Source organism: Bacteroides sp. HF-4919, from assembly GCF_018860125.1.
The window spans coordinates 134,590-160,404 of sequence record NZ_JAHKNF010000011.1 but is presented as its reverse complement, the minus strand read 5'-3'; the positions used below and the strand labels follow the sequence as shown (position 1 = coordinate 160,404).

The 25,815-nt window shown below is 42.9% G+C and carries 21 protein-coding genes; 20 read left to right on the top strand and 1 reads right to left on the bottom strand.

Going from position 1 to position 25,815, the window contains the following annotated elements; translation table 11 throughout:
- Positions 1-2 precede the first annotated feature (2 nt).
- The 10 genes from wecB to KO473_RS18530 all read left to right on the top strand — a co-directional run bounded on the left by wecB (position 3) and on the right by KO473_RS18530 (position 10,026).
- Positions 3-1,172, top strand: coding sequence for a non-hydrolyzing UDP-N-acetylglucosamine 2-epimerase (gene wecB / locus KO473_RS18575; RefSeq protein WP_005808563.1), 1,170 nt, complete (start codon positions 3-5; stop codon positions 1,170-1,172).
- 3 nt (positions 1,173-1,175) lie between these two features.
- The gene (locus KO473_RS18570) at positions 1,176-2,297 is read left to right on the top strand and encodes a capsule biosynthesis protein CapK (protein ID WP_005808560.1); all 1,122 of its coding nucleotides are present in this window, start codon (positions 1,176-1,178) and stop codon (positions 2,295-2,297) included.
- Between the two features lie 13 nt (positions 2,298-2,310).
- The gene (locus tag KO473_RS18565) at positions 2,311-3,165 is read left to right on the top strand and encodes a sugar nucleotide-binding protein (RefSeq protein ID WP_005808557.1); all 855 of its coding nucleotides are present in this window, start codon (positions 2,311-2,313) and stop codon (positions 3,163-3,165) included.
- 3 nt (positions 3,166-3,168) lie between these two features.
- Positions 3,169-4,161: a hypothetical protein gene (locus KO473_RS18560; protein ID WP_005791043.1), complete on the top strand. Its 993-nt coding sequence runs from the start codon at positions 3,169-3,171 to the stop codon at positions 4,159-4,161.
- 5 nt (positions 4,162-4,166) lie between these two features.
- Positions 4,167-5,180: an NAD-dependent epimerase/dehydratase family protein gene (locus KO473_RS18555; protein ID WP_005821891.1), complete on the top strand. Its 1,014-nt coding sequence runs from the start codon at positions 4,167-4,169 to the stop codon at positions 5,178-5,180.
- Between the two features lie 27 nt (positions 5,181-5,207).
- Entirely contained in the window at positions 5,208-6,158 is a 951-nt protein-coding gene (locus KO473_RS18550) for a glycosyltransferase family 4 protein (protein WP_032537697.1), read from the top strand.
- Between the two features lie 6 nt (positions 6,159-6,164).
- Positions 6,165-6,749, top strand: a complete 585-nt coding sequence (locus KO473_RS18545) for an N-acetylmuramidase family protein (protein ID WP_005821889.1) — start codon at positions 6,165-6,167, stop codon at positions 6,747-6,749.
- A gap of 322 nt (positions 6,750-7,071) precedes the next feature.
- Entirely contained in the window at positions 7,072-7,551 is a 480-nt protein-coding gene (locus KO473_RS18540; protein ID WP_005821888.1) for an HU family DNA-binding protein, read from the top strand.
- 25 nt (positions 7,552-7,576) lie between these two features.
- Positions 7,577-7,669 (top strand): smalltalk protein, encoded by a 93-nt coding sequence (locus KO473_RS18535; protein ID WP_005781518.1) that lies wholly within the window; start codon positions 7,577-7,579, stop codon positions 7,667-7,669.
- Between the two features lie 287 nt (positions 7,670-7,956).
- On the top strand, positions 7,957-10,026 hold the full coding sequence (locus tag KO473_RS18530) for an LruC domain-containing protein (protein WP_005821887.1): 2,070 nt from the start codon (positions 7,957-7,959) through the stop codon (positions 10,024-10,026).
- A gap of 47 nt (positions 10,027-10,073) precedes the next feature.
- Here KO473_RS18530 and KO473_RS18525 read toward each other — a convergent pair whose 3' ends face one another.
- Positions 10,074-10,508, bottom strand: coding sequence for a thioesterase family protein (locus tag KO473_RS18525; protein ID WP_005821886.1), 435 nt, complete (start codon positions 10,506-10,508; stop codon positions 10,074-10,076).
- 79 nt (positions 10,509-10,587) lie between these two features.
- Here KO473_RS18525 and KO473_RS18520 point away from each other — a divergent pair, with 79 nt between their 5' ends.
- From KO473_RS18520 to KO473_RS18475, 10 genes are all read left to right on the top strand, one after another.
- A complete protein-coding gene (locus KO473_RS18520) occupies positions 10,588-11,151 on the top strand; it encodes an L-threonylcarbamoyladenylate synthase (RefSeq protein ID WP_005781511.1) in 564 nt (187 codons plus the stop codon).
- Complete coding sequence (locus KO473_RS18515; RefSeq protein ID WP_005781508.1) at positions 11,151-12,941, top strand: chloride channel protein; 1,791 nt, start codon at positions 11,151-11,153, stop codon at positions 12,939-12,941. The genes KO473_RS18520 and KO473_RS18515 overlap by 1 nt, the downstream gene beginning before the upstream one ends.
- A gap of 44 nt (positions 12,942-12,985) precedes the next feature.
- A complete protein-coding gene (gene fmt, locus KO473_RS18510) occupies positions 12,986-13,960 on the top strand; it encodes a methionyl-tRNA formyltransferase (protein ID WP_005781505.1) in 975 nt (324 codons plus the stop codon).
- A gap of 187 nt (positions 13,961-14,147) precedes the next feature.
- Positions 14,148-14,798 carry a ribulose-phosphate 3-epimerase gene (gene rpe / locus KO473_RS18505; protein WP_005781503.1) on the top strand — a complete coding sequence of 217 codons (651 nt, stop codon included), beginning with the start codon at positions 14,148-14,150 and terminating at the stop codon, positions 14,796-14,798.
- A 9-nt stretch (positions 14,799-14,807) separates the two neighbouring features.
- Positions 14,808-16,907, top strand: a complete 2,100-nt coding sequence (locus KO473_RS18500) for a ComEC/Rec2 family competence protein (protein ID WP_122130653.1) — start codon at positions 14,808-14,810, stop codon at positions 16,905-16,907.
- A gap of 50 nt (positions 16,908-16,957) precedes the next feature.
- Positions 16,958-17,989: a bifunctional oligoribonuclease/PAP phosphatase NrnA gene (locus tag KO473_RS18495; RefSeq protein ID WP_005781501.1), complete on the top strand. Its 1,032-nt coding sequence runs from the start codon at positions 16,958-16,960 to the stop codon at positions 17,987-17,989.
- Between the two features lie 204 nt (positions 17,990-18,193).
- On the top strand, positions 18,194-18,838 hold the full coding sequence (locus tag KO473_RS18490) for a DUF4827 domain-containing protein (RefSeq protein ID WP_005781500.1): 645 nt from the start codon (positions 18,194-18,196) through the stop codon (positions 18,836-18,838).
- A gap of 36 nt (positions 18,839-18,874) precedes the next feature.
- Positions 18,875-20,263: a phosphoglucosamine mutase gene (glmM, locus tag KO473_RS18485; RefSeq protein WP_005808542.1), complete on the top strand. Its 1,389-nt coding sequence runs from the start codon at positions 18,875-18,877 to the stop codon at positions 20,261-20,263.
- 181 nt (positions 20,264-20,444) lie between these two features.
- Positions 20,445-23,450, top strand: a complete 3,006-nt coding sequence (locus tag KO473_RS18480; protein WP_122130655.1) for a glycoside hydrolase family 2 TIM barrel-domain containing protein — start codon at positions 20,445-20,447, stop codon at positions 23,448-23,450.
- A 39-nt stretch (positions 23,451-23,489) separates the two neighbouring features.
- A complete protein-coding gene (locus KO473_RS18475; protein ID WP_122130656.1) occupies positions 23,490-25,799 on the top strand; it encodes a beta-galactosidase in 2,310 nt (769 codons plus the stop codon).
- Positions 25,800-25,815: the final 16 nt, after the last annotated feature.

Here is a 25,815-nt window from a genome sequence, read left to right as displayed (position 1 = left end):
ATATGAAAGTAATGCTCGTATTTGGCACTCGTCCTGAGGCTATTAAAATGTGTCCACTAGTTAAGGAATTCCAGAAACACCCGTCAGAGTTCGAAACTATTGTTTGTGTAACTGGCCAGCATCGCGAAATGTTGGATCAGGTACTAAAGATCTTCGATGTGATCCCTGATTACGACCTTAACATTATGAGACTGGGTCAGAATCTCACCGATATAACCGCACGCGTCCTCACTGGTCTGCGTGACGTGTTCAAGGAGTGCCATCCTGATGTTGTACTCGTTCATGGCGATACCACCACCTCTACCGCTGGTGCCCTGGCTGCATTCTACGCCCAGATTCCAGTAGGTCACGTTGAGGCAGGTCTTCGCACAAACAATCTCTACAGCCCATGGCCAGAGGAGATGAACCGTCAGCTGACTGGACGTATTGCTACCTATAACTTTTCACCAACCCTTCTCTCTGAGAGCAACCTTAAGGCTGAGTCTGCCCTTGGCAATATTTATGTGACTGGCAATACCGTTATTGATGCCCTCCACATGGTGATTGATAAACTCAATGCTGACGAAGCTTTGGCTAAGGAGCAGGACAACGTGCTTACAGCTGCTGGTTATGACATAACCCGTCTGGCTGATGGCAAGAAGCTCGTTCTTATCACCGGCCATCGTCGCGAGAACTTTGGAGACGGCTTCATCCGCATGGTTACCGCCATGAAGGACCTGGCAGAAAAGTATCCTGAGGTGGATTTCGTTTACCCAATGCACCTCAATCCTAATGTGCGCAAGCCTATCCACGAGGTGTTTGGTGAAGATCTTACCCGTCCAAACTTCTTCTTTATCGAGCCTCTACAGTATCTAGAGTTCGTTCATCTTATGAGCAAGGCCAACATCGTACTTACCGATTCTGGTGGCATCCAGGAAGAGGCTCCAGGTCTAGGCAAACCAGTACTCGTGATGCGCGATACCACCGAGCGACCTGAGGCTCTCAAGTCAGGTACCGTACATCTTGTAGGTACTGATTATGAAAAGATTATGAAGGAGGTCAGTACCCTCCTCGACGATGCCGAGGCATACGCCAAGATGTCGCAGGCTGTCAATCCTTATGGTGACGGTAAGGCATGTGATCGTATCGTGAGAGCTTTGAAGGGTGAAGAAGTCGAACGTTATGGAGAATAAAATATGGTAGTACTCATTAGATGCAATGATATTCTATCTGATCCAAGAGCAATGAAATATGTTCGATACTTGCAAGAAAAAGGTATTGAACATAAGTTCATCGGTTGGGATCGCGACGGAAAGAATATAGATTTGCCTAATTCCGTCATGTGGAAAGAGCGAGCGGAATATAACGTTGGTGGTTTCAAGGCCGTTAAGAATCGTATTGGATGGATGTGGTTTGTGTATAAGCAGTTATGTGCATTGAAGCGTAAAGATGCAATACTCCATGGATGCGATATAGATTCTGCATTTCCTGCAGCCTTCTATAAAGCAACACATAATAATGGTAATAAGTTAATATTTGATGTATTCGATTGGTTTTCTGCTGCACTCTATAACCAAAAGTGGTATGTTTTGACAGCTTTTAAGCTTATGGAGAAATATACGACCAAAAGGGCTGATAGGGTTATTCTTTGTGAACCAGAACGTATTGAGCAAATACCATTTGAGATCCCTTCTTCAAAAATTAGTGTACTTCCAAATATTCCGTTTTTTGATTGTAGCGATTTTCTGACAAAAGACCAGGAGAAGCAATTCAATAACAATAAAATTACTTTTTCTTATGTTGGCGGCTTTTCAACTGATCGTTGTCTTTTTGAAATCGTATCATTGGCAGAAAAGGGGATTATTAATTTGTCTATTGCAGGTTTTGGTAACGCTAAATTAGAGGAAAGATTATTGAAAGACAATGGTCTATATCCAAATATCAGATATTATGGAAGGGTTAAATATGAAGATGGTCTGAATATATCTTATAATTCGGATATAGTATATGCAATGTATCAAAAAGTAAATCCTAATAATGTATATGCAGCTCCTAACAAATATTACGAGGCAATGTTTCTTGCTAAACCGATTTTTTCAACTAAAGGAACAATTGTTGAAAAGAAAGTATTGCAAAACAACATGGGCTATGTGTCTGATGAAAAGGAAGAGGATATACTTGCAGTCATAAGCAGAATTGATATAGATGATGCTTTAGAAAAAGGTGAAAATGCGAACAAAGTCTGGAGAGAAACATTCTGTAACTATACAAGAAGATATTTGGAAGGGGAATATCTTGAATTAAAAAAACTAATGTAACACATTTAAGGTAATGAAATTCTTTATTTGTGGGTGCAATGGTATGGCTGGTCATATCATCTCCCTTTATCTTAAGGAACAAGGGCATGAGGTGTTTGGTTTTGATTTGAAGGAATCTATTCTTATTCCCTCTATTGCATGTAATGCTTTTGATACAGAAACCCTTCGTAAGGTTATTGCTGAAGATAATTACGATACTGTTATTAATTGTATTGGTATACTTAATCAATTTGCCGAGCAGAATCATGCACTTGCTTCATATATCAATTCTTATTTTCCACACTTTCTTGCGGATGTAACAAAAGGAACAAATACTCAGGTCATACACATGAGTACTGATTGCGTCTTTTCTGGAGCAAGAGGGGATTATACTGAAACTGACCATCGAGACAACGAAACGTTCTATGGACGGTCTAAGGCGTTAGGGGAGTTGGATGATGATAAGAATGTAACGTTGCGTGATTCAATTGTTGGTCCTGATACAAACCCTAATGGTCCGAGCCTGTTGAATTGGTTTATGGCACAAGAAAGTGAAATAAATGGATTTACCAATAAGATGTGGACAGGCTTGACAACTTTAGAATTGGCAAAAGCGATGGAAGCAGCTGCAAAGGAGCGTGTTTATGGTATCTTCAATTGTGTACCTGATTATTCTATATCTAAATATGAACTTGTTTCATTATTTAATCATTATCTGAAGAACGATTCAGTAAAAATTAACCCAGTTCAAGGTACGCCAGCAAATCTCTCTTTGAGAAGAACTCGTTTTGAGTTGTCATACATCATTTCTGATTACGACACTCAAATTAGAGAACTTGCGGAATGGATTAAGTTACATAAAGATATGTATCCTCACTACAATCTGTAATATATGACTGTATTTGGTAATAAAAGAATCCTTTTGTTTTCCCCTTATGGTTGCACCAAACATTATGGTGTTGCCATTAAAGAGGAGTTAGAGAAGAGGGGCGCTCATGTAGATGAATATGATGAACGACCTTCTGAGGAAGCTTATATGAAAATCATTATACGCTTGCTAAAGAAGAAAGTTCCACAGATATTCCTGCGCTATATACAAAATGTGATAAAAGAGAATAAGACTAAAGATTACGATTATATCCTAATATGTAGAGGAGAGGCTTTTACTCCAGTAGCTATTGATTCTTTAAGGAAAGCATATCCTAGAGCGAAGGTTATTCTATATCTCTGGGATGTAATGCGTAATTGTGCTATGGATGATGTGCTTGCCTCATGCAATAAGGTAATGTCTTTTGATCCCGAAAATGCCAAAAAGTACAACGTAGGCTTTAGGCCGACATTTTTTGTGAATGACTACCTTCAAGTAAATGAATCGGTTGAGTTTGATTATGATTTGGAGTTCATTTGTACCTTATATCATCCTCGGCATAAAATGGTGAAGCAATTGCGAAAGAACTTTGAATCTCAAGGTTTAAGGTTCTATACGTATCTTTATGTCCCAGGCTTGATTCGTTACATACAGGAGTCGCTCTTTCACTTCCCGTTCTATAGTTTTAAGGAGATTAATCTGAAGCCGATTTCAATTCCAGAAACAGTTGAAGTTCTGAATAAGACAAAATGTATACTGGATGTCAATCCGCCATACCAAGTTAGCTTGTCCACTCGTGCCCACGAGGCAATTGCAGCCCGTAGGAAATACATTACTACAAATAAGCATATTATGGATTATGAGTACTATGATCCAAATAATATCCTAATCATAGATATTGATAATCCTGTAATTTCAAAAGAGTTTGTTCAGACACCATTTAATCCTGTAAGTGAGGAGGTTCTTTATAAATATTCTGTTGCCGGATTGGTGGATGATTTATTTAACAACATGTAGCTAATATGAATATATTGATAACTGGCGTTCATGGATTTGTTGGAAGTAATCTTGTTAAAGCATTGTCGTCAAACAATATAATCTATGGACTTGATATTGTCACCCCTGAGAAGGAGGGGGTGGCAAAGACTTTCTCATGGGATGAACTGCCTCAGTTGACCAACATGCAGATTAATGCAGTTATTCATTTGGCAGGTAAAGCTCATGATACACATAACAAATCAGCAGCTGATATTTACTTCAAGGTAAATACAGGCTTGACTCAGAAGATCTTCGACTGGTACATGGCTAATCCAACGCCAAAGAAGTTTATCTTCTTCTCTACCGTAAAGAGTGTGGCTGACCATGTGCCTGGGGATATCCTGACCGAGGAGTGTGTGCCTACTTCCGTAGGCCCTTATGGGGAGAGTAAGGTTCAGGCTGAGAACCATATTATCCAGAGTTTTGCTCCTGCCGCTATGGAGCGTCCGTTCCATAATTTCAGCGATGCTGATGTTTCAGATAGTTTCAAGGTTTCAGACGGTTCTAATAAGCAGGTGTACATTATGAGGCCTTGTATGATTCATGGACCTGGCAACAAGGGTAATTTTAACCTGCTGTATGGTGTAGTGAAGAAAGGAATACCCTGGCCTTTGGGCGCTTTTGAGAATAGACGCTCATTTACTTGCATTGACAATCTATGCTATGTGATTAATGGATTGCTTACAAAGGATGTGGAGAGTGGTATCTATCACATGGGTGATGATGAAGCACTCTCAACTAACGAACTGATTGAGCTGATCTGTGAGGCACTGGGTAAGAAGGCTCATATCTGGCATCTGCCTAAAGGATTGATGAACGGTATGGCAAAGTTGGGTGGCTGGTGTCATTTGCCATTGAATCCATTGCGTATGCAGAAGCTTACAGAAAATTATGTGGTCAGCAATGATAAGATTAAGAAGGCTTTAGGTGTCGATAAAATGCCTGTACGAGCAAATGAAGGGATAATGAAAACAGTACGTAGTTTTACTATCGAGTAATATGATGTTTAAAGATAAAGAAATATGGTGTATTATCTGCTAATCTTAGTTCTGCTATTCCTGGCAGAACTTTTTTATTTCTGTATTGCTGATAAATGTAATATTATCGACAAACCAAATGAGCGGAGTTCACACACCCGGATTACTCTGAGAGGTGGAGGAATCATCTTCTATTTGGGTGCATTGACTTTTTTCCTGACGAGTCAGTTTGAATACCCTTGGTTTATACTGGCTTTGACCTTGATCACTTTTATCAGTTTTGTAGATGACATCCGTTCTACTTCGCAAGGTTTGCGTTTAGTCTTCCATTTTATGGCAATGGCCCTGATGTTCTATCAATGGGGATTGTTCAGCTTGCCTTGGTGGACGTTGCTTGTCGCTCTGATCGTCTGTACGGGGATTATCAATGCCTATAACTTTATGGATGGCATTAACGGCATTACCGGCGGATATTCATTGGTTATCCTGATTTCTTTGGCATATGTGAATGCGGAAGTGATCTCCTTCACAGAACAGAGTTTTATTTATACGATGATTTGTTCTGTGTTGGTGTTTGACTTCTTTAATTTCCGTAAGAGAGCGAAATGCTTCGCCGGTGATGTGGGTTCGGTCAGTATAGCTTTTGTGGTCCTGTTCCTGATCGGGAGTTTGATTCTTCAAACTAAGGATTTCAGCTGGCTTGTATTGCTTGTTGTGTACGGGGTGGATAGTGTGTTGACGATCGTACACCGCCTGTTACTACATGAAAATATTGGTTTGCCTCACCGGAAACATTTGTATCAGATCATGGCCAATGAACTGAAGATACCACACGTGGCAGTGGCATTGACCTATATGTCGGTGCAAGCTGGGGTTGTAGCAGGATATTTGGCATTGCGGGAGTATGGATATGGGTATTTATTAGGGAGTATCTTGGTGTTGGGGCTATTATACTTCCTATTTATGAAGAGATTCTTCTATTTACATAAATCAAATTAATAACTCATGGAAAACTTAACAGAGAATGATTTTCAGCGTGTGGCAGATTGGCTTGGCGTTGAAATGGCAGTGGTAAAAGCCGTACAGACAGTTGAAACCGGTGGTCGTGGGGGCTTTGTGGCTCCGGGGCGACCGGTGATTTTATTCGAAGGACACATCTTTTGGCGTGAACTCAAGAAGCAGGGGCTTGATCCGGAGAAATATGTTGCGGGCAATGAAAATATTCTTTATCCTAAATGGGAGAAGGGGCATTATTATGGAGGGATAAGAGAGTATGAACGTCTGGAAAAGGCCCGGAAAATACATAAAGAAGCTGCTGACGCTTCCACTTCATGGGGAATGTTTCAGGTGATGGGCTTTAACTATGTGATGTGTGGGTATGGCAGTGTAGATGAAATGGTGAAAGATATGTGTACCGGAGAAGATAAGCAACTGGAGGCATTTGCGAGGTTTGTTAAACTTACTGGGTTACGGCCCAATCTGGAGCGGAAAGACTGGACCGGTTTTGCCAAAAGATATAATGGTTCCGGATATGCTCAGAATCAGTACGATAAAAAATTAGAAGAGGCTTATCGGAGATTAGCGAAGTAGAAAAGAGATATACCCGGTTTTCGGGTGTAGATTTTTGTTTCGTCCCCAACTTTATACTATATCGGGTATAAATCTGGGGACATTCCGTTAAACGGATATAATATGAATAATCGAACAATGGCAGAGTATGTGAAGTAGATGTATGAGAAAGAATTAAGTAATAACTCTGATAATGTGATGATTATAACTTGTTCTGTATAACTTGATCCGGACGCCTCATTTTCCTTTGTCATCTTCCTGCAAATGTGCACCTTTGCAATGTTGATCAACGCAATGTGAATAAAATCAGTGGTAATAACATTAAAAAAAGGAGATTAGGAATATGGCATTATTTTATAAAGCAGTAAAATCGACTATGGCAACTAAGGCTGGTGATAAGAAATGGCACTTGAATTTGGTGAAGGTAGGCAGGGTGGTATCTACTCAGCAATTGGCTGAAATGATTGCGGAAAAGTCGTCGTTGACTCCGGGTGATGTGCATAATGTGGTTCGGAACTTGATGACAGCGATGCGTAGTGCACTGCTGGACAGTAAGACGGTACGTCTGGACGGATTGGGTACTTTTACGATGAAAGCGCGTACACGGGGAAGGGGAGTGGACAAAGAGGAAGAGGTGAATCCGAATCAGGTGGCAGCCCTTCTTTGTCATTTTACTCCTCAATATACTCGTCCTGCGGCTATCGGTACTACCCGGGCTTTGTTTCAGGGTGTTGAGTTTCAGAAGGCGAGTGGGATCGGTGCTTCGGGCAATAATGGCTCCGGAGGTGGTGATGGAGACATAGTAGATGATCCGACTGCGTAGTTGCATTTTTAATAGGGTGAAAAAGATGAAGAAAAATAATTGGAACGTTATTTTGAAAGTGATTATTGCTGTAGCAAGTGCTATTGCCGGGGTGATCGGAGGGCAGGGATTGCTTTGATAGGCGGCTGACAGCTTCGGTTGGAATGATAAATGCCGGTGTCCGTTTAGAAGAATGGATGCCGGCATTTTATTATATTACCTGTAGAACCGGGAATGCAAAAGAGCATTAATAATAGGGCCTATATAGTGGTGTGAATGATATTATAAGATAAAGGAGAATAAAATCTACATTAAAATGATCAAATTTTGTAAGTTTCTGTTTTTTTTGATATTTTTGTACAGTGGAATGGATTACTGAGATTACTGATATATGGTGACCTCGCACAAACGAACAAACAGAGTCTTATGGGAAATAATGTATCATTGCTGAAGTATGCACTGCTGATAGTACTTTTTTGTACCTCATGTGTAAAAGAAAAAGATTTGTATGAACCGTCGGGTAAGAATCCTGATGATACGGAAGAACTGGATTTATCATTTAAATTCTCTTTGAGAACCGATAAGCAGATCGGTGTGATGGCTACCTCTGCGGATGAGAAGGTTGCTGAAGGCATCTTGATAGGGATTTATCCCCAACAACCTTATGAGGAGGATGGGACTATTGTCATTAAGCCTCTTTATGTTGGTTATACAGATGTGGATGGATGCATTTATGCTATTATATCTGTTCCGGTAAATGTCGATAAGGTATATATAACTTCATTGACTGCCGGTTTTCCCGGCGTGCAGGAGGTTGATGTGCAACCGGGAATGACGTGTGTCTTGTCTGCCGTACCCTTTCAAGTCAGTACCAATGCTTCTACTCGCATGGCTGTTGCCCGGGGCGGGGCAGAGTTGGCGATTCCTGTCAGCCAGAAGCTAAGCAATCTTTATGAACTGTATAGTCCATATGCGGATGCAGAAGTTGGGAAAGACGGCATCCCGCTTTTAAATGCTTCGCCGCTTGTTTCAAAAGAAGAATTGTCACCTAAATTTTTAAACCGGGTGAATAGTTGGTATCCGGAACAGAAGAATGTACAGGATGTGGATCTGAATAAGAGTTCGGATCTGGTGGTTACTGACGAACTGGGAGCAGAAGTGTGGGCTACGTATGTTGGTGATGGGGGATTCTATGTAAATAATAGGACTGTTTACAATGTTTTGACTTACTATAGTTATAAAGAAGGGGAACTCAATAAACGCGAAGATATACGGGGACATCGTATGACCTTACTGTTGCCGAACACCCATCAGGAAAAATGTCCGTCGGGACTGAAAGTGCAATTATTATATTGGGACGGAAACAAGTATGATACAATATTTCCGAAGGGTACACGCATCGGTTTTGCCGTGGCACGTGACGGGTTAAACATTACGAATATCGCTACTGGCGGTGTAAACTTGAAGAGCGCCTATAAATTCCAGAATCAGACATTTCCTAATGCGAATGTAAACGGATTCTATTATTCTACTCCAACCTTGAATACAACTAAAAAAACAAATGCCGTGATCCGTAGCATGTCCGATTACAACTGCTGCATTATGGGGTTTGATATCCGTCCTTATGGCGATGCGAAGGCTGATTATGATTTCAATGACGTGCTGATAAAGCTTACCGCATCACCGGTATCTGCCGTTAAACCGGAAGAAGATATTCCGGTAATTGATGAATTCGCTCCTTCGGAGGCTGTTTATGGAACACTTGCTTTTGAAGACCAGTGGCCTAAGATGGGAGATTATGATTTCAATGATTTTGTGATGAATTATGCTTATGAGCTGGAGAAAGGAGATGATAATTCTATTACTGCCGTGAAATTGACTTTCACACCAATTGCGAAGGGGGCAGCCCCGTGGACGCATATTGGGGTCGGGATTGAACTTCCGCTTTCCGAGGACATTATTGACCGGTCAAAACTGGAAGGTGCTATTATTGAGGAAGGGAATGAATGGGCCACTTTCATTGTGTGGAACGATGTAAATGTAGCTTTGGGGACTACTGAGGGATATGTGAATACGGAAGGGACGGCAACCGGAATTTCCGGGACTCCCGCTGAAATAACCGTTCGGTTGAAAACTCCTGTCAGCAATCTGCAGACTCAAAAATTTAATCCGTTTATCTTTGTCAACAGCCGTCAAAAAGAGATTCATCTGGTAGATTATAAACCGACAAAGCATGCGGATGTTTCACTTTTCAAAACAGAAAATGATCGCTCGGATCCTAAGTCCGGAGTTTACTATCGCATGGACAACCGCTATCCCTGGGCACTTGATTTCCCACGTAAAGAAGCCTCCTCACCGGCATGGAAGTATCCGAAGGAGAGAATTAATATCATACAGGCATATCCTAATTATGAAAAATGGGTGCTTGATCAATCGAACCTTTCGTGGTTTGATGCGAGTGTGTCGGGGAACGTGAATAAGGAATTCTTATATTAAGGAGAAAATAAAATCCTCCGTAGAAAAAGGCATCTACGGAGGATTATTTATTTTTTCTTTCTCAAGTCTCTTCCTTCAAATCGGCAAATTGCCTCTATCCACTCTTCGGTCAGTGGCTTGGATTGATGTTTCTCCAAGTCGAATGTCACCATGACCGAGCGACAAATACATTTCACTTCCATTGTTTCGGTATTGATAACCCGTTGCATCAGATGAAAACTTTTGGTTCCGATCTCACAGACGGCAGTTTGAACGGCAATGTGGTCGGACGAAAAAATCTGTGCCAGAAAGTCGGCTTCAATGTGTACTACTACAATACCATCTTTTTCCCAGTCAACCCCCGGACAAACCGAGGCAAAGTATTCTGTTTTGCCGAGGTCGTAGAATGAAAAATAGACGGTGTTGTTGACGTGTCCGAACTTGTCTACGTCATTGAATCGTAGTTGTATAGGTAAACTGTGATGAAATTCGATTTCTTCCATTTGTTTTCTCTTAACCTTTGTTATTATTGGGCAAAATTAGTATTTTTGCACGTTATTCTCACAAGAAATAGATCAAGAAATGATAGAAGACATTAAAAAAGCTTGTCAAGTGATGAGCGAAGGCGGGGTGATTCTCTATCCCACCGATACGGTTTGGGGAATTGGCTGCGATGCTACCAATGAAGACGCTGTGCGCCGGGTGTATGAGATAAAACAACGTGCTGACAGCAAGGCGATGTTAGTATTGGTGGATTCGCCGGTGAAGGTCGAATTTTATGTGCAGGATGTCCCTTCGATTGCTTGGGATTTGATGGAAGTTGCCGATAAACCATTGACTATCATTTATTCCGGTGCTCGTAATTTAGCTTCAAATCTGCTTGCCGAAGACGGTAGCGTAGGCATCCGGGTGACGAACGAAGCATTCTCCCGTCGTTTGTGCCAGCAGTTTCGTAAGGCTATTGTTTCGACATCTGCCAATATCAGTGGACAGCCGGGAGCTGCCAATTTCAATGAAATCAGCGAAGAAATAAAATCGTCGGTAGACTACATTGTCAATTTCCGGCAGGATGATATGAGTCGTCCTAAACCATCGAGTATCATTAAGCTGGATAAAGGTGGAGTGATTAAGATTATTCGCGAATAATGGAAAAAGAAAAGATAAGTTTATTACAGCGCTTTATTATTTGGCGCGAGAATAAGATTAAAGAAAAGCAGTTTATTCTCATTTTAAGTTTTCTGGTAGGTATTTTTACAGCTATTGCTGCATTGATCCTGAAGTTCTTCATTCATACGATACAGAACTTTCTCACAGATAATTTTAATACGACAGAGGCCAACTACCTTTATCTGGTCTATCCGGTAGTCGGTATTTTCCTTGCCGGATGGTTTGTGCGCAATATCGTAAAGGATGATATCAGTCATGGGGTTACGAAGATCCTTTATGCAATTTCACGTCGTCAAGGACGTATCAAACGCCATAATATCTGGTCGTCGACCATTGCCAGTGCCATTACCATCGGCTTCGGCGGATCGGTAGGAGCCGAGGCCCCTATTGTACTTACCGGATCGGCTATCGGATCGAATCTGGGAAGTATGTTCAAGATGGAACACCGTACGTTGATGTTGCTGGTGGGATGTGGTGCTGCCGGTGCCATTGGAGGTATTTTCAAAGCGCCGATAGCGGGATTGGTATTCACTTTGGAAGTATTGATGATTGATCTTACCATGTCATCTTTGTTGCCGTTGTTAATCTCGGCTGTTACGGCTGCTACTGTTTCGTATATTACAACCGGGCAAGAGGCTATGTTTAAATTTCATTTGGATCAGCCTTTTGAGTTGGAACGTATTCCTTATGTGATTCTCTTAGGTATCTTTTGCGGATTGGTATCACTCTATTTCACACGTGCCATGAGTTCTGTAGAAGGGGTATTTGGCAAACTGTCCAATCCGTATAAGAAGTTGGCATTGGGTGGTGTGATGTTGAGTGTACTCATCTTTCTTTTTCCGCCTCTTTACGGTGAAGGTTACGATACGATTGAATTATTGCTGAACGGTACGAGTAATGCCGATTGGGATACGGTATTGAATAACTCCTTGTTCTATGGATATGGCAATCTGCTGTTGGTTTATCTGGTATTGATTATCCTGTTGAAGGTATTTGCATCGAGTGCGACTAACGGTGGAGGCGGATGTGGTGGTATTTTTGCTCCTTCGTTGTATTTGGGATGTATTGCCGGTTTTGTTTTCTCCCACTTTAGCAATGATTTTGATTTTACTTCGACTTTGCCGGAAAAGAACTTTGCTCTAATGGGAATGGCAGGGGTTATGAGCGGGGTCATGCATGCCCCGTTGACCGGTGTGTTTCTGATTGCTGAACTGACCGGTGGATATGACCTTTTTCTGCCTTTGATGATCGTTTCGGTCAGTTCTTATCTGACAATCATTGTGTTCGAACCCCACAGTATTTATTCCATGCGTCTGGCCAAGAAAGGACAGTTGCTGACCCATCATAAGGATAAGGCTGTACTGACATTGATGAAAGTGGAAAATGTAGTCGAAACAGACTTTGTCTGTGTACGTCCGGAAATGGACTTAGGTGAATTGGTAAAGGCTATTTCGACCTCCCATCGTAATATGTTTCCTGTGACAGACAAGGATGGAATTCTATTAGGTGTCGTGCTGCTGGATGATATCCGGAACATCATGTTCCGTCAGGAACTTTATCATCGTTTTACCGTTAGTAAATTGATGACTTCTGTTCCTGCCCGTTTGTATGATACCGACAGTATGGAACAGGTGATGCAGACATTTGACGATACAAAAGCGTGGAACTTGCCGGTAGTCAACGAAGAAGGAAAGTATCTGGGATTTGTTTCAAAATCTAAAATATTTAATTCGTATCGCCAGGTATTGGTGCATTTCTCGGAAGATTGACGGGTTACAATTTCCGGAAACTTATAACTCATAGCTTTTTAAATATGAAAAAAGAAGATTTAAGAATCGTATATATGGGGACTCCTGATTTTGCAGTGGAGGCTCTACGCTGTCTGGTGGAAGGCGGCTATAATGTAGTCGGGGTGATTACAATGCCTGATAAACCTGCCGGCCGTGGACACAAAATCCAATATTCTCCGGTAAAGCAATATGCGCTGGATCATCAGTTGCCTTTATTACAGCCGGAGAAACTGAAAGATGCAGAATTTGTTCAGGCACTTCGCGAATGGAAGGCCGATCTGCAGATTGTTGTGGCTTTTCGGATGTTGCCGGAAGTGGTATGGAACATGCCTCGTTTTGGAACTTTCAATCTTCATGCTTCTTTGCTTCCGCAGTACCGTGGGGCAGCTCCTATCAATTGGGCGGTTATCAATGGAGATACGGAGACGGGGATTACTACTTTTTTCCTGAAACATGAAATCGATACAGGTGAGGTGATCCAGCAGGTGCGCGTTCCTATTGCTGATACGGACAATGTGGAAGTGGTGCATGACAAATTGATGCAGTTGGGCGGACGGCTGGTGATAGAAACGGTAGATGCTATTCTGGAGGGAAATGTAAAGGCAATTCCCCAGGAAGAAATGGCAGTGGTCGGCGAGCTTCGTCCAGCTCCGAAAATCTTCAAAGAAACCTGTAGGATTAATTGGAATCAGCCGGTGAAACGGGTTTATGATTTTATCCGCGGGCTTTCTCCTTATCCTGCTGCGTGGAGTGAATTACTTAATCCGGAAGGTGAAGCGGTTGTAGTGAAAATCTTTGAGAGTGAGAAAGAAGAGAAAGTACATGCACTGACTCCGGGGAGCATTATTACAGATGGAAAGCACTTCCTGAAAGTAGCCGTGTCGGATGGGTTTGTAAATATCCTTTCTTTACAGTTGCCGGGTAAAAAGAGGCTGAAGACAGATGAACTTTTGCGTGGGTTTCATCTGACTGAGGCATTTAGGATGAAGGCGGAATAATTGACGGTGAGGCTCTCTATCTTATGCTTTGATAGTGTAAAGGCAACGTACTGGAAAGCAGAGTCTGTCACTTGCAATTGTGGAATTAGAATAGAAGGAAAGAATTTCTGCCAAATAAACTGTTATAGAAGAGGGAGCTCTGATGTTTTTTTGTTAATTTTGTGCTATTATTAAAATATTGATGAATATGAAACCTATTATATCCCCTTCTATCCTTTCGGCAGATTTTGCATATCTGGCAAAGGATCTTGAGATGATTAACCGTAGTGAAGCCGACTGGGTGCACATTGACATTATGGACGGAGTATTTGTTCCGAATATATCCTTTGGCTTTCCGGTGCTGAAGTATGTTGCTAAGTTGACTCAGAAACCGTTGGATGTACATTTAATGATAGTCAATCCTGAGAAGTTTATTCCTGAAGTAAAGGCATTGGGGGCGCATATTATGAATGTACATTACGAAGCATGTCCACACCTTCATCGGGTGGTGCAACAAATCCGTGAGGCCGGTATGCAGCCTGCTGTTACCATAAATCCGGCCACTCCGGTAGCTTTGTTGCAGGACATTATCCGGGATGTATACATGGTGTTGATCATGAGTGTGAATCCCGGTTTCGGAGGACAAAAGTTTATTGAGCACTCGGTAGAGAAAGTACGTGAACTTCGTGAACTGATTGAGCGTACCGGATCGAAAGCGCTGATCGAGGTAGATGGTGGAGTGAATCTGGAAACAGGTGCCCGTCTGGTGGCTGCCGGGGCGGATGCGTTGGTAGCAGGAAATGCCATTTTTGCTGCTGAGAATCCGGAAGAGACGATTCATGCCATGAAAGGGCTGTAAGGCCGGCTTGTGAGCTTCCGGTATTTACATCGATATCCATTTTTACGCCTGCTATTACCTCTGATAGCAGGCTTTCTTGTTGGTAATTATTTGTTTTTCAAGGAGGTTTATATTCCGGATACCGTGTTGGTGGGAGTTTCTGCCGGATTATTTTTTCTGCTGCTGGCAGTCTATTTTTCACGTCGCTATTCGTTTCGGTGGATATTCGGCAGTGTTGCCTATCTACTTGTTTTTGGGGCCGGAACCGGCGGCATGAATCAGGTTTTACAACAAACTGTATATGCTTTCCAAAAACAAGAATGCGTTTATCGGGCTATCCTGACTGATCGGCCCGACGAGAAGGAACATACTTTTCTCTGTCCGGCATTTCTGACAGAAAAACAAGATTCAGTAGGAGTCGTACCGGTGAATCGGAAAGTATTGCTTTACATTTCGAAAGATTCACTCGCCGGAAGTTTACATAAGGGGGACGAATTAGTACTGATGGCACGCGTATCTCCACCTTCCAATAATGGTAATCCCAATGAATTTGATTATGCCCGTTATTTACGTTACAGAGGGATTGGAGGAGTTGCTTTTGTTGCAGAGGGAAAATGGCAGATAATCGGACACAGGATGTCCCGTTCCTTTCGGCAGATTGCATTGGACTGCCGGGACCGGATTCTGGATAAATATCGTGCTTTGAAGTTCGAACCGGATGAGTTTGCCGTACTTGCCGCGCTTACTGTTGGCTACAAAGAGGAATTAGGTGAAGATATTAGGGAGACTTATTCCGTGTCAGGGGCCAGTCATGTACTGGCACTTTCCGGACTTCATATCGGATTTTTATATATGCTGCTTCTTTTACTTCTGAAGTGGTTGCCGGGGAATGTTTGGGGGGTGAGGCTGTTTCGTGCGATAGTGATAATTACTGCATTGTGGGGATTTGCTTTCATTACAGGGCTGTCCCCTTCTGTGGTTCGTTCGGTTATTATGTTTTCATTGTTAGCTTTGTCGGTCTTATCCGGGCGTACGGGTATTTCACTTAATACGCTTGCGCTGACTGCATTTATTATGCTGGCGGTTCATCCTTTCTGGCTGTTTGATGTTGGATTTCAACTCTCTTTTTCGGCTGTTACTGCCATTCTACTGATATATCCCCGGTTGTTCAGGTTGCTTCCGATTGGTAATGGAGTATTAAAAAAAGTCTGGGCATTAATGTGTGTTTCGCTTGCTGCGCAGATAGGTACAGCCCCTTTGGTATTGTTGTATTTTTCCAGATTTTCCACCCATTTCTTATTGACTAATCTGTTGGTAATTCCACTTGTGTCGGTGATTATGTATTCAGCGGTTATTCTGCTGGTGGTCAGCCCTTTTTCTCAGCTTTATACTTGGTGTGCTGTGGCGGTGAAGTTTCTTATCGATTTACTGAATGCTGCGGTTCGTTGGGTAGAGCATCTACCGTTGGCATCTATCGATAATGTTTGGATTTATCCGGCGGAAGTTCTTGCCTTTTATCTGGCTTTGTTGGCCTGTATGCGTCATATGATGGTTCGTAGTGCGAAAAGTTTGTACCTTGTAGGTGTTTGCCTGTTGGTTACAGGTAGTCTTCATTGGGCATGGAGGATGGCTGACCGACCGGTGCAGAGCATTGTTTTCTATAATGTCCGGGGATGTCCGGTTGTACATTGCATTGAGTCTCAAGGTAAATCCTGGCTTGCCTATGCAGATAGCATTCCGGATGAAAGACGGCTTTCGCGTGCGGTAACCGGCTATTGGAACCGGTTACACCTGAATACCCCGATACCCATAACAAAAGACTATTGCTCTTCCGGCTTCTGGATGCAGGACCACCTGCTCCTGTTCGGTAATAAACGTATTTGTATGGTCAGTGATAACCGTTGGCGGAACAAAACTGTCGCTGAACCGTTAAACATAGATTATTTGTATTTGTGTAAGGGCTATACAGGACGATTGGAGTCATTGGCCCAACTGTTTCATTGCCGGGAGGTTATTCTGGATTCTTCCCTGTCCGCTTATTATAAGGGAGTGTTCAGTGAAGAATGCCGTCGGTTGGGATTGCATTTTATCTCCCTTTCCGACGAAGGTTCTGTGAGGTTTTTGCTCTAAGTACAAAGATTTATCGTATTTTTGCCAACTCATATTTATACAAACAAGTTATGCTGACTAAAGTAATTGCTCAAACCCATATTGATCATTTTACTAAATGGTTTGAACGGGCCGACAAAATAGTAATCGTATCCCATGTGTCGCCTGACGGAGATGCCATTGGATCATCGTTGGGATTGTATCATTTTCTGGATTCTCAAGATAAAATTGTAAATGTAATTGTCCCTAATGCTTTCCCCGATTTCCTGAGATGGATGCCGGGTAGCAAGGATATTTTGCTGTATGACCGTTATAAAGAGTTTGCCGATAAGTTGATTATGGAAGCAGACGTCATCTGCTGTCTTGATTTTAATGCATTGAAGCGCATTGACGAGATGGCTGATATAGTAGCTTCCTCACCGGGACGTAAAATAATGATAGATCATCATCTTCATCCCGAAGACTTTTGTCGGATCACTGTTTCACATCCTGAAATTTCTTCTACTTCCGAATTGGTGTTTCGCCTGATTTGCCGGATGGGATATTTCAGTGACATTTCCAAAGAGGGGGCTGAATGTATTTATACCGGTATGATGACAGATACCGGAGGATTCACTTATAACTCTAATAATCGTGAGATTTATTTCATTATCAGCGAACTGCTTTCAAAAGGAATCGATAAAGATGATATCTACCGGAAAGTCTACAATACTTATTCCGAAAGCCGTTTGCGTTTGATGGGATATGTATTATCGAATATGCGGGTGTATAAAGATTACAATTCTGCGCTTATATCACTGACCAAAGATGAACAGGGAAAATTTGATTATATCAAAGGCGATAGCGAAGGGTTTGTAAACATCCCGCTTTCGATTAAGAATGTCTGTTTCTCTTGTTTCCTCCGTGAGGATACGGAAAAGAAAATGATTAAAATTTCACTTCGTTCCGTAGGTAAGTTTCCTTGCAACCAGTTAGCTGCCGAGTTTTTCAATGGTGGTGGGCATCTCAATGCGTCAGGCGGAGAGTTTTACGGTACGATGGAAGAGGCTGTGAAAGTGTTTGAACAGGCATTGGAGAAATATAAGCCGCTTCTGAAACAATGAGGTCGCGGGTTGTCGGTTACAATTTATGAATAAGGAATGACAAGTGTATAACTTCTTGTTACTTTTGACTTATAGCCCATGGCTCCTTGCTCTTCCGTTAAAAGTTGAAAGTCAAAGGTTAAAAGACTTGAACTTTCTGCTTTTAAATCTAAAGATTCGACTAATTTAAAATACATTTGTACGGAATATACATAAGATACAGAAATGAAAAAACTTCTATTGTTATTTTTTTCCTTGTTAGCCTTCGGATATATGTTCCAGGCTTGCGACAATTCGAAGACTTATGCAGAAATGCTGGATGAAGAGAAAGATGCGGTAAACGCTTTTATTAAAAAGCACGATATCCGTACTATTTCTGAGAGTGACTTTGAAGCAAACGGATATAAGACGGATACGACCAAGAATGAATATGTAGCTTTCTCAAACGGAGTCTATATGCAGATTGTGGATAAAGGTATTGTTACCGATAAACCGGAAAATGACTCTATCAAGAATAACAATATTGTAGCCGTACGCTTTGTAGAGCACGATATCAAGGCTAACGATACCACTTGCTTCAATGTGGTGCTTCCCGGTTTCGAAAATTATCCGAACTACTATACTTATCCGGACGTTTTCCGTTATGTGGATAACGGTACTTCAGTAGCCGGTGTATTTACAGAGGGGTCGATGTATGCCAAATATGGTACGACGGATGTTCCTCCCGGATGGCTGCTTGCTTTAAAGTATGTTACCAATTATGCCCATGTGAGAATGATTGTACCTTCGAAGATGGGACATCAGAGTGCAAACCAATATGTAAACCCCTATTTCTACGATATTCGTAAATTTCAGAAAGCATTGAACTAAAACTACTAAATAACCAATTTTCTAAAACAACAACCTATGACTCTAATCAAATCTATCTCTGGTATCCGTGGAACCATTGGCGGAGGCGCAGGCGAGGGACTGAATCCGCTTGACATTGTAAAATTCACGTCGGCTTATGCCACTTTGATTCGCAAGACATGCAAATCGAACAGTAACAAGATAGTAGTGGGCCGCGATGCCCGCATCTCGGGTGAGATGGTGAAGAACGTTGTAGTCGGTACCTTGATGGGTATGGGCTGGGACGTGGTTGATATCGACCTTGCTTCTACCCCGACAACAGAATTAGCTGTGACAATGGAAGGGGCTTGCGGAGGGATCATCCTGACTGCATCACACAATCCCAAGCAGTGGAATGCACTGAAATTACTGAACGAACACGGAGAATTTCTGAATGCAGCCGAAGGACAAGAAGTGCTTCGCATTGCTGCGGCCGAAGAATTCGATTATGCAGATGTTGATCATCTGGGTTCTTATCGCAAAGATCTTACTTATAACAAAAAACATATCGACAGTGTATTGGCGCTTGACCTGGTAGATGTAGAAGCTATCAAGAAAGCTAACTTCACTGTAGCCATCGATTGCGTAAACTCCGTAGGGGGTATTATTCTGCCTGAACTGTTGGAACGTCTGGGAGTGAAACACGTAGAAAAACTCTATTGCGAACCAACCGGTAATTTTGCCCACAATCCCGAACCTCTGGAAAAGAATCTGGGTGATATCATGAACCTGATGAAGGGGGGAAAAGCAGATGTCGCATTTGTTGTTGACCCTGACGTAGACCGTCTGGCCATGATCTGCGAGAACGGTGTGATGTATGGTGAAGAATATACATTGGTCACAGTGGCCGACTATGTACTGAAACATACTCCGGGTAATACGGTATCTAATTTGAGCTCTACACGTGCTTTGCGCGATGTGACCCGTAAATATGGTATGGAGTACAATGCTTCTGCAGTAGGTGAAGTGAATGTAGTGACCAAGATGAAGGCAACCAATGCGGTGATCGGAGGTGAAGGTAATGGTGGAGTGATTTATCCTGCCAGCCATTACGGACGTGACGCTTTGGTAGGTATCGCATTATTCCTTAGCCATTTGGCTCACGAAGGCAAGAAGGTGAGCGAGTTGCGTGCAACTTATCCTCCTTATTTTATTGCTAAGAATCGTGTAGATCTGACTCCGGAAATAGATGTAGATGCTATCCTTGCTAAGGTAAAGGAAATCTATAAGAACGAAGAAATCAATGATATCGACGGTGTGAAGATTGACTTTGCAGACAAGTGGGTACACTTGCGTAAGAGCAATACCGAAGCCATTATCCGTGTATACAGTGAAGCATCGACTATGGAGGCTGCTGAGGAAATAGGACAGAAGATTATGGATGTAATCAATGAATTGGCTAAGTAAAGATTCTAAAAAATAATAGAAGGGCTGCATTGACGACGATGCAGCCTTTTTTATGAATTATAATGGAGTAATCTTCTAAAAATCATAAGATTGTCCATCTTTTAAGAAATAAAATCTATTTTTTGTAAATGATATTTCTTGTTCCTTTGTACCTTCAATTAACCCTCTTATATCGTATATCATGAAATTGAGACTTTCTTTGTTTACTATAGTGGTCGGTCTATTTTTCTTGTTTTCTGCTACGTCGGCTACCGCTGCACCTTTTACCTCTTCTTCGTATCCTGCTTATACTATCCCTGTGGAACAGGAAGGAGTTCGACAGCCTGTAATACTGCTAAATGGAATCTGGCAATTTAAATATTCACCCCAAAGCAAATGGACTACAATTAAAGTTCCCGGTGAGGCAGCTATGCAAGGATATGCCATAGAACACGACAAGCCTTTTTTCTACCGGAAATCGTTTACTATTCCTGCCGATTATGCCGGAAAACGTATTATTCTCCGTTTTGACGGAGTTTACAGCCATGCCAAATTAAGTGTCAATGGGCAGTTGGTGCGCGAACATCACGGTGGCTTTACTCGTTGGGAAACCGATATAACAGCACAGGCCCGTCCAGGGAAGAAAAATGAAATACAGTTGGAAGTGACCGACCGGCTGGATGAAATCTCTTATGCTTCGGGATATGCACATCACCCTGTTGGAGGGATTCTTCGGGATGTGACTTTGTTCACGTTACCTGTTACCCATCTTTACGATATTAGTGTAGAGACTCATTTGGACTCATTGTACCGGGATGCTGTCCTTCGTTTTGCCTGTACATCTGCCGGAAATGAACCTGCTGAAGTCCGGTTGCAGCTGACAGCCCCTGACGGAAAACCTGTACAACTTCCTCAGGATTGTTTTCCGTTGAAGGCCGGAGCAGAAGAACAGGTCTGGTCGCTGCCTGTTTCACGTCCGTTGAAGTGGGATGCTGAACATCCGAATTTATATACCCTGACTGTTGTACTTCTGCAGGATCGGAAAGAAATCAGCCGTTTTATCCGTAAAGTGGGATTTCGTGAAGTTAAAATAACAGGTAATCGTATGTTGGTGAACGGACAGCCTGTGAAATTGCGCGGAGCCTGCCGGCATGATATTCATCCCACTCTGGGACGAACCACTACCGCTGAATTGGACAGCCTTGATGTACTTCTGTTCAAAGAGGCGAACATGAACTTTGTACGTACGTCGCACTATCCTCCTTCTGAAAGATTCCTGGAATACTGTGACCGTTATGGGGTGTATGTAGAGAGTGAGACTGCTGTCTGTTTTGTAGATACTTATCGGCAGAAAAACTATGCTCCCGGTAAAACACAAAGCAATCCCGAATATACTGACCGTTATCTGGGACAGTGTCAGGAGATGGTGAAGAGTTTCCGCTCTCATCCGTCTATTTTGTTTTGGAGTATCGGTAATGAGAGTGTGTATGGTACTAACTTTCAGCTTTGTTGGGACTGGGTGAAGGCAACAGACACGACTCGTCCCGTTATTTTCAGTTATCCGGGATCGGTAGACACAAAGGAGAAAATTTATGATATACTCAGTATGCACTATCAGGATGTGAACGGTAACCTTTCGCAATGGGGAATGAATACCCGCCACTTTCAGGGACATGGGATTCCTGCTCTTTTTGACGAATGGGCACATCCGGCCTGTTATACTTATTCTACTTTGCAGACTGACCCGAATATCCGTGAGTTCTGGGGAAAATCACTTGACATGATGTGGAGTGGACTGTTTGATGCGCCCGGAGGATTGGGAGGAGCTATTTGGGGGTATGTAGATGAAACTTTTGCTTTGCCTGTGCCCAAAGCCGGTACTTCGTTCTGGAAAGAGTTTGCCCACACAGCCAAGCCCGAAGGCTATCAAGGTAATTGTGTAGGTTATGGTGAGTGGGGAATCGTAGATGTATGGAGACGTCAGAAACCGGAATTTTGGGCTACGAAGAAAGCGTATTCGCCGGTGCGTCTGTTAGTTGATGATATTCGTAACTTCACTTCCGGACAGCGTTTGGTGCTTCCGGTTTATAATCGCTTTGATCATACGAGCTTGAACGAACTTCAGATGAGTTATACTTATCGGGGGGTGAAGAAGAATCTTGCACTTCCGGCCATTCCGCCCCATCAGAAAGGGAGCATAGTGATCCCCGCTGGCCGGTGGGAAGAAGGTGAGCATCTGTTGATTGAATTTTGGACGGCCGATGGAAGCCTGATCGACACTTACCGTCCGATACTCGGAACGGAGAAGATTGTTTTTCCACCTGTGCTTGACGGAAATAAGCTATCGGTGGAAGAAACCGATGATTGGCTGATTATTCGTGGGGAAGGTTTTGAAATACCGTTCAGTAAAGAGACAGGGTTGATTACACAAGCCAAAGCCGGCGACCGGATACTGATAGAAAAAGGACCTTTCCTGAACTTGTATATTAACTTGAATCATTTGACAGGAGCGGAAGTACGCAAAGCAGCTACGCGGTTTATGATTTTGGAAGAGGACTGGAAGAAAAGTGCATTCAGTTACCGGCAGGAAACAAACGGAGATGTATATATCGACCTTGCCGGAAATTATAAGGAGGTAACTGTTGATTTTTCGATAAAAATAACTCCCGATGGACAGTTGGAGGTGGATTACCTGACAGATGGAGCTCCCAACGGATTTCTGCGTGAAACAGGTTTGTCTTTCCATCTGGCAGATGCCATACAGCAGTTGGACTGGAAACGTAAAGGGTATTGGAACTATTATCCGGAAAAAGCTTTTGCTGGAAATGAAGGAAAGACTGCTTTATACATTTCGAAGCAGGCTGCTTACGGTAAAGAACCCCTTCAACCTTGGGGAGACGATACACACAACTATTATTATTGGGCAGATGCAGGAGCCAATTGCCGCTACCCGTTGACTCAAACCGCTAAGGGGATGAAAGAAAACATCTATTATTATACTCTTTCGACAGCTTCCCCTTCTATCCATCAGCTTTCGGTTTTGTCTACAGATGCTTCGGTGGCATGCCGGATCAATAAACAACCGGATGACCAACTGATCCTGTATGTCAACAATTGCTGGGATTATCCCGAAATAGCATGGGGGAATTTTTGCAAAACCCTTGAAGCGCTGCCTTGCTTCGGAAAAATAAAGATGAGGCTTAAATAATAATAATTCAATAAAACCCAAGAACAATACAATAATAACATGAAAAAACTGATTTTACTTCTCGTACTGATTTTTTCGTTGCCTGTCGCGGCGCAGAACTTTACGATCGGGAAGAATACCTTTCTTTTAAATGGCAAGCCTTTCACCGTAAAGGCTGCCGAGTTGCATTATACCCGTATTCCGGCACCTTACTGGGAACATCGCATCGAGATGTGTAAGGCATTGGGCATGAATACCATTTGTCTTTATGTGTTTTGGAACATTCACGAGCAGACTGAGGGTAAATTTGACTTTACCGGACAAAATGATATAGCAGCTTTCTGCCGTCTGGCACAGAAGCACGGAATGTACGTTATTGTCCGTCCAGGTCCTTATGTCTGCGCCGAATGGGAAATGGGCGGACTTCCCTGGTGGCTATTGAAGAAGAAAGATATCGTTCTCCGTACACTCGATCCTTACTTCATGGAGCGTACAGCTATTTTTATGAAGGAAGTTGGCAAGCAGCTCGCACCTTTGCAAATTACCCGGGGAGGGAATATCATTATGGTACAGGTAGAAAATGAATACGGTGCCTATGCTGTTGATAAACCTTATGTCTCGGCGATTCGTGACATCGTGAAAAGTGCCGGGTTTACTGAGGTTCCCCTTTTCCAATGTGATTGGAGCAGTACTTTCGACCGGAATGGTCTGGACGATCTGCTTTGGACTATCAACTTTGGTACGGGAGCCAACATTGAGCAACAATTTAAACGTCTTAAGGAGGCTCGTCCGGACACACCGTTGATGTGCAGCGAGTTTTGGAGTGGGTGGTTTGATCATTGGGGGCGCAAACACGAGACTCGTCCCGCCAAGAGTATGGTACAGGGCATAAAGGATATGCTCGACCGCAATATCTCTTTCAGTCTTTATATGACACATGGGGGTACTACTTTCGGCCATTGGGGAGGTGCCAACAACCCTGCTTATTCTGCTATGTGCAGTTCGTATGATTATGACGCTCCCATCAGTGAACCGGGATGGGCTACAGATAAATATTTCCAACTGCGTGATCTGCTGGAAAACTATCTGCCTGCAGGTGAACAGTTACCGGCTGTTCCCGTAGCTTTTCCGGTCATAGAGATACCCGAGGTGAAGTTTACGCGGGTGGCTCCCCTCTTTGCCAATCTGCCGGAAGCGAAACAGAGCACGGATATACAACCGATGGAAGCTTTCGATCAGGGATGGGGAACTATTTTGTATCGGACTGTTTTACAGCAGCCTGTAGATGCCGGTACGACGATGAAGATTACAGAAGTACACGATTGGGCACAGGTTTTTGCGGATGGTAAACTATTGGCTCGCCTCGATCGCCGTCGTGGTGAATTCACTTTGCAGCTGCCAGCTTTGAAGAAAGGGACCTGCATCGATATTCTGGTAGAAGCTATGGGGCGTGTCAACTTCGATGAATCCATCCATGACCGTAAAGGTATCATTGAGAAAGTAGAACTTGTCTGTGATAAGCAAACCACGGAGTTGAAGAACTGGACAGTTTACAATTTCCCGGTCGATTACTCATTTGTGCAAGACAAAAAATATAAAAGTGGAACGGCCCAGACAATGCCTGCTTATTATAAGGCCACTTTCCATTTGGATAAAGCCGGCGATACGTTCCTTGACATGAGTACCTGGGGTAAAGGTATGGTATGGGTCAATGGTATTGCTATCGGACGTTTTTGGGAGATCGGTCCGCAACAAACACTTTTTATGCCCGGTTGTTGGCTGAAAGAGGGAGAAAATGAAATAATTGTCCTCGATCTGAAGGGACCTGAGAAAGCCTCTGTTCGCGGTCTGAAGAAACCCATACTGGATTGGTTGCGTAATGAAGGTGCTTCTACCCATCGAAAGAAAGGTGAACAACTGAATCTGAAGCAGGAAACTCCTGTTGCTACAGGTACGTTTACTCCGGGTAACGGATGGCAGGAGATCCGTTTGGATCGTCAGTATACCGGACGCTTCTTCTGCCTCGAAGCTCTTTCGGCCCAAGACGGAAAGAAGATTGCAGCCATTGCCGAACTCGATGTGTTGGGAGTAGACGGCAAACCGATTTCGCGTGAAAAGTGGCGGATACGTTATGCCGATAGCGAAGAGACGCGTAGTGGCAACTGTACGGGAGATAAAGTGTTCGATCTTCAGGAATCTACTTATTGGATGACTGTTGCCCGTGATGCTTATCCGCATCAGTTGGTTATTGATTTGGGAGGTGACTATACTGTAACCGGTTTCCGCTATCTGCCCCGTGCGGAAAAAGGATACCCTGGTATGATAAAGGATTATCGGGTGTATGTCAAAGGGGAAGAGTTTCAATACTGAAACAGGAATTTCCACT

Coding starts and splice junctions, on each gene's coding strand:
- KO473_RS18540 (WP_005821888.1), top strand. CDS start 7,072: ATGGCATTATTTTATAAAGCAGTAAAATCGACTATGGCAACTAAGGCT.
- KO473_RS18555 (WP_005821891.1), top strand. CDS start 4,167: ATGAATATATTGATAACTGGCGTTCATGGATTTGTTGGAAGTAATCTT.
- KO473_RS18565 (WP_005808557.1), top strand. CDS start 2,311: ATGAAATTCTTTATTTGTGGGTGCAATGGTATGGCTGGTCATATCATC.
- KO473_RS18480 (WP_122130655.1), top strand. CDS start 20,445: ATGAAATTGAGACTTTCTTTGTTTACTATAGTGGTCGGTCTATTTTTC.
- KO473_RS18535 (WP_005781518.1), top strand. CDS start 7,577: ATGAAGAAAAATAATTGGAACGTTATTTTGAAAGTGATTATTGCTGTA.
- glmM (WP_005808542.1), top strand. CDS start 18,875: ATGACTCTAATCAAATCTATCTCTGGTATCCGTGGAACCATTGGCGGA.
- KO473_RS18560 (WP_005791043.1), top strand. CDS start 3,169: ATGACTGTATTTGGTAATAAAAGAATCCTTTTGTTTTCCCCTTATGGT.
- KO473_RS18515 (WP_005781508.1), top strand. CDS start 11,151: ATGGAAAAAGAAAAGATAAGTTTATTACAGCGCTTTATTATTTGGCGC.
- KO473_RS18475 (WP_122130656.1), top strand. CDS start 23,490: ATGAAAAAACTGATTTTACTTCTCGTACTGATTTTTTCGTTGCCTGTC.
- KO473_RS18490 (WP_005781500.1), top strand. CDS start 18,194: ATGAAAAAACTTCTATTGTTATTTTTTTCCTTGTTAGCCTTCGGATAT.
- KO473_RS18545 (WP_005821889.1), top strand. CDS start 6,165: ATGGAAAACTTAACAGAGAATGATTTTCAGCGTGTGGCAGATTGGCTT.
- KO473_RS18495 (WP_005781501.1), top strand. CDS start 16,958: ATGCTGACTAAAGTAATTGCTCAAACCCATATTGATCATTTTACTAAA.
- KO473_RS18520 (WP_005781511.1), top strand. CDS start 10,588: ATGATAGAAGACATTAAAAAAGCTTGTCAAGTGATGAGCGAAGGCGGG.
- fmt (WP_005781505.1), top strand. CDS start 12,986: ATGAAAAAAGAAGATTTAAGAATCGTATATATGGGGACTCCTGATTTT.
- rpe (WP_005781503.1), top strand. CDS start 14,148: ATGAAACCTATTATATCCCCTTCTATCCTTTCGGCAGATTTTGCATAT.
- KO473_RS18525 (WP_005821886.1), bottom strand. CDS start 10,508: ATGGAAGAAATCGAATTTCATCACAGTTTACCTATACAACTACGATTC.
- KO473_RS18530 (WP_005821887.1), top strand. CDS start 7,957: ATGGGAAATAATGTATCATTGCTGAAGTATGCACTGCTGATAGTACTT.
- KO473_RS18570 (WP_005808560.1), top strand. CDS start 1,176: ATGGTAGTACTCATTAGATGCAATGATATTCTATCTGATCCAAGAGCA.
- wecB (WP_005808563.1), top strand. CDS start 3: ATGAAAGTAATGCTCGTATTTGGCACTCGTCCTGAGGCTATTAAAATG.